The following is a 5,678-nucleotide window of genomic DNA, read 5'->3' on the forward strand; positions in this document are numbered from 1 at the left end:
ACCGGCAGCATCGACCACTGGCACCCGGTGCCGAAGGCGGCGGCCTACTCGATCGAGGCGCAGTTCGGCTGGGACGAGCTGCCGCCGAAGCAGGAGGTGCCGGCGCTCGCGCAGGCGCCGGCGGAGGCAGGCGGTGGCGTGGGTGTGTCGCCCGCGTCCGAGGTGCCGCCGCAGGCGAACGCCGCGGTGTCGCCCAGCTCGCCGCGGCCGCCGTGGTCGGCCGCGCATCCCTACCTGAACCTGCACACGCTGAAGAAGCCGGTGCAGGCGACGGTGGCCGGCAACTTCCGGCTGACCGCGGCCGACGCCGAGGGCGACATCCACCACCTGGTGCTCGATYTCGGCACGCAGTTCTTTCCGTTGCTCGAGGGCCAGTCGATCGGCATCGTGCCGCCCGGCGTCGATGGCGCCGGCAAGCCGCACTACCTGCGCATGTACTCGGTCGCGAGCCCGCGCAGCGGCGAGCGCGAGGGCTACAACAACGTGTCGCTGACGGTGAAGCGGGTCACGAGCGACCATGACGGCCGGCCGGTGCACGGCGTCGCGTCGAACTACCTGTGCGACCTGCGCAAGGGCGACACGGTGCAGGTCTGCGGCCCGTTCGGCGACCGCTTCCTGATGCCCAACCATGCAGGCTCGAACCTGTTGATGGTGTGCACCGGCACCGGCGCGGCGCCGATGCGGGCGATGACCGAGCACCGGCGCCGGCTGATGACGGCGGGCAAGCCGGTCTACGGCGGGCTGATGCTGTTCTTCGGCGCGCGCCGGCCGGAGGAGCTGCCGTACTTCGGGCCGCTGACCAAGCTGCCGGCCTCGTTCATCGACACCTCGCTCGCGTTCTCGCGCGTGCCGGGGCAGCCGCGCCGCTACGTGCAGGACCTGATGCGCGAGCGCGCCGCCGACATTGCCCTGCTGCTGCGCGGCGACACCTGCCTCTACCTGTGCGGGCTGAAGGGCATGGAGACCGGCGTGCTGGACGCGCTGGCCGACATCTGCGCCGGGGCGGGGCTCGACTGGCCGCTGCTGCACCAGCGGCTGGTGGACGAGGGGCGCTTCCACGTCGAGACGTATTGAGGTGTACGGGTATTTGCTGCTGTGACCGGCGGCCATTTGCTTAAGACTCATAACCATCCAGGCTTCAACCACCTCCGGTCGTGAGCACCTCCCTGTTGAACGTTTCGAGTGACGGCCCGGTCACCCACGTGCGCCTGGCGCGCCCCGCCAAGCGCAATGCGCTGAACGATGCGCTGATCGCCGAGCTGCAGCGCACCTTCGCCGGCTTCGATGCCGGCGTGCGCGCCGTGGTGCTGAGCGGCGAGGGCACGCATTTCTGCGCCGGGCTCGACCTGTCGGAGCTCGGGGAGCGCAGCGCCGCCGAAGGCATCCTGCATTCGCGCTCGTGGCATGCCGCCTTCGAGCAGATCCAGTTCGGCCGTGTGCCGGTGGTCGCGGTGCTGCACGGCGCGGTGGTCGGCGGCGGGCTCGAGCTCGCGAGCGCAGCGCACATCCGCGTCGCCGAGCGCAGCAGCTTCTACGGCCTGCCCGAAGGCCAGCGCGGGCTGTTTGTCGGCGGCGGCGGCTCGGCACGCATCCCGCGATTGATCGGCGTCGCCCGCATGAGCGACATGATGCTCACCGGCCGCGTGCACGATGCCGAGGAAGGCCAGCGCATCGGGCTGTCGCAGTACCTGGTCGACGACGGGCAGGGACTCGCGACCGCGTTCGAGCTGGCGCGCAAGATCGCGTCGAACGCGCCGTTGTCGAACTTCGCGGTGATGCACGCGCTGCCGCGCATCGCCGAGCAGGGCCAGGCGGCCGGGCTGTTCACCGAATCGCTGATGGCCGCGATCGCGCAGGCCGACGATGCGGCCAAGCAGCGCATGCGCGACTTCCTCGACGGCAAGGCCGGCAAGGTTGCGAAGTCATGAGCACCGCGCTGCCTCGTTATCGACGGGTGGCGCTCGGCGGCTCGCTCTCCGCACGCTTCACGCCGCGTGACGACGGCAGCCTGCGCATCGCATCGACCGAACCGCTGCTGCCGCACCCGCTGCGCCTGACCGATCGCCTGCAGCAATGGGCCGCGAAGGCCCCCGACCGCACGCTCGCCGCGAAGCGCGACGCGCAAGGCATCTGGCGGCACCTGAGCTACCGCGATGCGGTGCACGGCGCGCGCAGCATCGCGCAGGCGCTGCTCGACATCGGGCTCGGCCCTGAGCGGCCGCTGGCCATCCTCTCCGACAACGACCTCGAACACCTGCTGCTGATGCTCGGCGCGATGTGGGCCGGCGTGCCGTGCGCGCCGATCTCGCCGGCCTATTCGCTGCTGTCGCAGGACCATGCGAAGCTGCGCCACATCCTCGGGGCGCTGACGCCGGGGCTGGTGTTCGCCGCGAACGGCAGCGCCTACGCGCGGGCGATCGATGCGGCGCTGCCGGCCGGAACACCGCTCACGCTCGCCACCGGCGCGGTCGAGGGCCGCCATGCGCTGCAGTTCGCCGACCTGCTCGCGACGACGCCCACCGACGCGGTCGACGAGGCGCACGCCCGCGTCGGCCCCGACACCATCGCGAAGATCCTGTTCACCTCCGGCTCGACGCAGGCGCCCAAGGGTGTGATCAACACGCAGCGCATGCTGTGCAGCAACCAGCAGATGATCCTGCAGTGCTTCCCGTGCCTCGGCGAGACGCCGCCGGTGCTGGTCGACTGGCTGCCGTGGAACCACACCTTCGGCGGCAACCACAACGTCGGGCTGACGATCTGGAACGGCGGCACGCTGTACATCGACGACGGCAAGCCGACGCCGGCGCTGATCGGCCACACGCTGCGCAACCTGCGCGAGATCGCACCCACCGTCTACTTCAACGTGCCGAAGGGCTTCGAGGAGATCGCCAACGCGCTGGAGCACGACGCCGCGCTGCGCGACACGCTGTTCAGCCGCGTGCAGATGTTCTTCTTCGCCGGCGCCGGGCTCTCGCAGCCGGTGTGGGACCAGCTCGACCGGCTGGCCGAGGCTGCCTGCGGCGAACGCATCCGGATGCTGACGGGGCTCGGCATGACCGAGACCGCGCCGTTCGCGATCTGCGCCAACGGCGGCGACGTGCGCTCCGGCCACATCGGCCTGCCGGCACCGGGCATCGAGCTGAAGCTGGTGCCGAGCGGCGACAAGGCCGAGCTGCGCTACCGCGGGCCGAACGTCGCGCCGGGCTACTGGCGCCTGCCGTCCACCGCGCACTTCGACGACGAAGGCTTCTACGCGAGCGGCGATGCGGTGCGCCTGGTCGACCCGGCCGACCCGCAGCGCGGCCTCGCGTTCGACGGCCGCATCGCCGAGGACTTCAAGCTCGCGACCGGCACCTTCGTGTCGGTCGGCCCGCTGCGCGCCCGCGCGATCGCGGTCGGCGACCCGTGCGTGCAGGACGTGGTCGTCACCGGACTGAACCGCAACGAGATCGGGCTGCTGGTGTTCCCGCGCGCCGACCGCTGCCGGGTGCTCGCGGGCTTGCCGGCCGATGCGCCGCTCGCCGAGGTGTTGGCCGCACCGCCGGTGCGTGCGTTCTTCCAGCACTGGCTCGACGCGCTGCACGACACCGGCACCGGCAGTGCGACGCGCGTCGCCCGTGCGTTGCTGCTGGCCGAGCCGCCGGCGATCGACCGGGGCGAGGTCACGGACAAGGGATCGATCAACCAGCGCGCGGTGCTGGCCTGTCGGGCCGCGCTCGTCGAGCAACTGCACGCCGGCAGCGCACCCGGCCTCTTCGTCCCCGCACGCGCATGAGCGAATCCCGCACCACCACGCACACCGTCGCCGTGAACTTCGGCGACTGCGACCCGGCCGGCATCGTCTTCTTCCCGAACTTCTCGCGCTGGATGGATGCGGCCTCGCTGTCGTTCTTCATGCAATGCGGCGTGCCGCCGTGGCGCGTGCTCGAGAAGACGCGCGGCATCGTCGGCACGCCGCTGCTGGAGATCCACACGCGCTTCATCCAGTCGGTCACCTACGGCGAGACGATCCAGATCGAGACCTGCATCGAGGCCTGGCACGGCAAGGCCTTCGTGCAGTTGCACCGCGTCATGCGCGACGGCGAGCTGGTCTGCGAGGGCCGCGAAACGCGCATCTTCGTGACCCGCGATGCCACCGGAAAACTGAAGTCCATGGCAGTGCCGGATGACATCCGCGCGCTGTGTCAGGCAGCATCACGACCCCGAACGGAGACACCCCCATGAAGCACCTGAAGACCTGGCTGGCCGCTGCCGCGCTGGCCACCCTCGCGGCCGGCGCACAGGCCGACGTGACGATCGGCGTCAGCGTCCCGCTGACCGGCCCGACCTCGGCGCTCGGCATTCCGAGCAAGAACGGCATCAGCCTGTGGCCCGCGACGATCGCCGGCGAGAAACTCAACGTGATCGTGCTCGACGACGCGACCGACCCGACCGTCGGCGTCAAGAACGCGCGCCGCTTCGTCACCGAGGACAAGGTCGACCTCATCGTCGGTTCGTCGGCGACGCCGATCGCGATCGCGATGTCGGACGTGGCGGCCGAGGCGCAGACGGTGCAGCTGGCGCTGTCGCCGATCCCGCTGCCCGAGGGCAAGGGTGCCTGGACCTTCCGGCTGCCGCAGTCGACCGCGGTGATGGCGATCCCGATCGTCGAGCACTGGAAGAAGACCGGCGTGAAGACCTTCGGCTTCGTCGGCTACGCCGATGCGTACGGCGAGGCCTGGCTGAAGGACATCACCGCGCAGGCCACCGCGGCCGGCATCAAGAGCGTCGGCGTCGAGCGCTTCGCGCGGGCCGACACCAGCATCACCGGCCAGGCCTTGAAGCTGGTCGGCGCGAACCCGGATGCGATCCTGATCGCGGCCTCGGGCAGCGGCGCGGCGATGCCGCACAAGGGCCTGGTCGAGCGCGGCTACCCGAAGGGCAGGATCTACCAGACGCATGGCGCGGCCACGCTCGACCTGATCCGCGTCGGCGGCAAGGACGTCGAAGGCTCGTTCGTCTCGTCCGGCCCGGCGCTKGTGGCGCCCAAGCTGCCCGACAGCAACCCGAGCAAGGCGATCGGCATGCGCTTCATCGAGCAGTACGAGAAGGCGTTCGGTGCGAAGAGCGCGAACCAGTTCGGCGCGCATGCGTTCGATGCGGCGATCGTGCTCGAGAAGATCATCCCGATGGCGCTGAAGAAGGCCAGGCCCGGCACGAAGGAATTCCGCGCCGCGCTGAAGGAGGCGCTGGAGACGGCCGGCCGCATCCCGGTGTCGCAGGGCGTGCTGAACTACACCGCGGCCGATCACTTCGGCTTCACGCCCGACACCGGCGTGCTGCTGAAGGTCGTCAACGGCGACTGGGAAGTCGTCAAGTGACGCTGATCTGCCGCTGATGGACCTCTCGATCGCGGGCATCCTGCTGCTCGACGGCGCGACCAGCGGTGCGGTCTACGCGCTRCTGGCGCTCGCGCTGGTGCTGGTGTTCGCGGTCACGCGGGTGATCTTCATCCCGCAGGGCGAGTTCGTCGCGTACGGCGCGCTGACGCTCGCGATGCTGCAGATGGGCAAGCTGCCCGGCACGGTGTGGCTGCTGGCCGCGCTGGCCGTGCTGGCGGCGCTGCGCGATGCGGTCGCGGCCGCGCGCGAAGGCCGGGCCGCCGGCCGCATCGTGCGCGATGCCGGGCGGTCGCTGGC

5 protein-coding genes and 1 pseudogene are annotated in these 5,678 nt (G+C 70.7%); all 6 read left to right on the forward strand.

The genetic code is table 11. The annotated features are described in order from the left end of the window. The coding region (gene boxA, locus AC1D12_RS22790) for a benzoyl-CoA 2,3-epoxidase subunit BoxA (RefSeq protein WP_477843033.1) at nucleotides 1-1,074 on the forward strand (1,074 nt) is incomplete at its 5' end. Between the two features lie 80 nt (nucleotides 1,075-1,154). Next, nucleotides 1,155-1,928 (forward strand): crotonase/enoyl-CoA hydratase family protein, encoded by a 774-nt coding sequence (locus AC1D12_RS22795; protein ID WP_477825510.1) that lies wholly within the window; start codon nucleotides 1,155-1,157, stop codon nucleotides 1,926-1,928. Then, on the forward strand, nucleotides 1,925-3,775 hold the full coding sequence (locus tag AC1D12_RS22800; RefSeq protein WP_477825511.1) for a feruloyl-CoA synthase: 1,851 nt from the start codon (nucleotides 1,925-1,927) through the stop codon (nucleotides 3,773-3,775). Before AC1D12_RS22795 ends, AC1D12_RS22800 begins: the two co-directional genes overlap by 4 nt. Further along, a complete protein-coding gene (locus tag AC1D12_RS22805) occupies nucleotides 3,772-4,224 on the forward strand; it encodes an acyl-CoA thioesterase (RefSeq protein ID WP_477825512.1) in 453 nt (150 codons plus the stop codon). Before AC1D12_RS22800 ends, AC1D12_RS22805 begins: the two co-directional genes overlap by 4 nt. Then, nucleotides 4,221-5,360: an ABC transporter substrate-binding protein gene (locus AC1D12_RS22810; RefSeq protein ID WP_477825513.1), complete on the forward strand. Its 1,140-nt coding sequence runs from the start codon at nucleotides 4,221-4,223 to the stop codon at nucleotides 5,358-5,360. Before AC1D12_RS22805 ends, AC1D12_RS22810 begins: the two co-directional genes overlap by 4 nt. A gap of 16 nt (nucleotides 5,361-5,376) precedes the next feature. After that, nucleotides 5,377-5,678 (forward strand): annotated as a pseudogene (locus AC1D12_RS22815) (branched-chain amino acid ABC transporter permease); the annotation flags it as partial.

The sequence above is a fragment of the Rhizobacter sp. P1_G5 genome (genome assembly GCF_056405435.1).

Coding starts and splice junctions, on each gene's coding strand:
- AC1D12_RS22800 (WP_477825511.1), top strand. CDS start 1,925: ATGAGCACCGCGCTGCCTCGTTATCGACGGGTGGCGCTCGGCGGCTCG.
- AC1D12_RS22805 (WP_477825512.1), top strand. CDS start 3,772: ATGAGCGAATCCCGCACCACCACGCACACCGTCGCCGTGAACTTCGGC.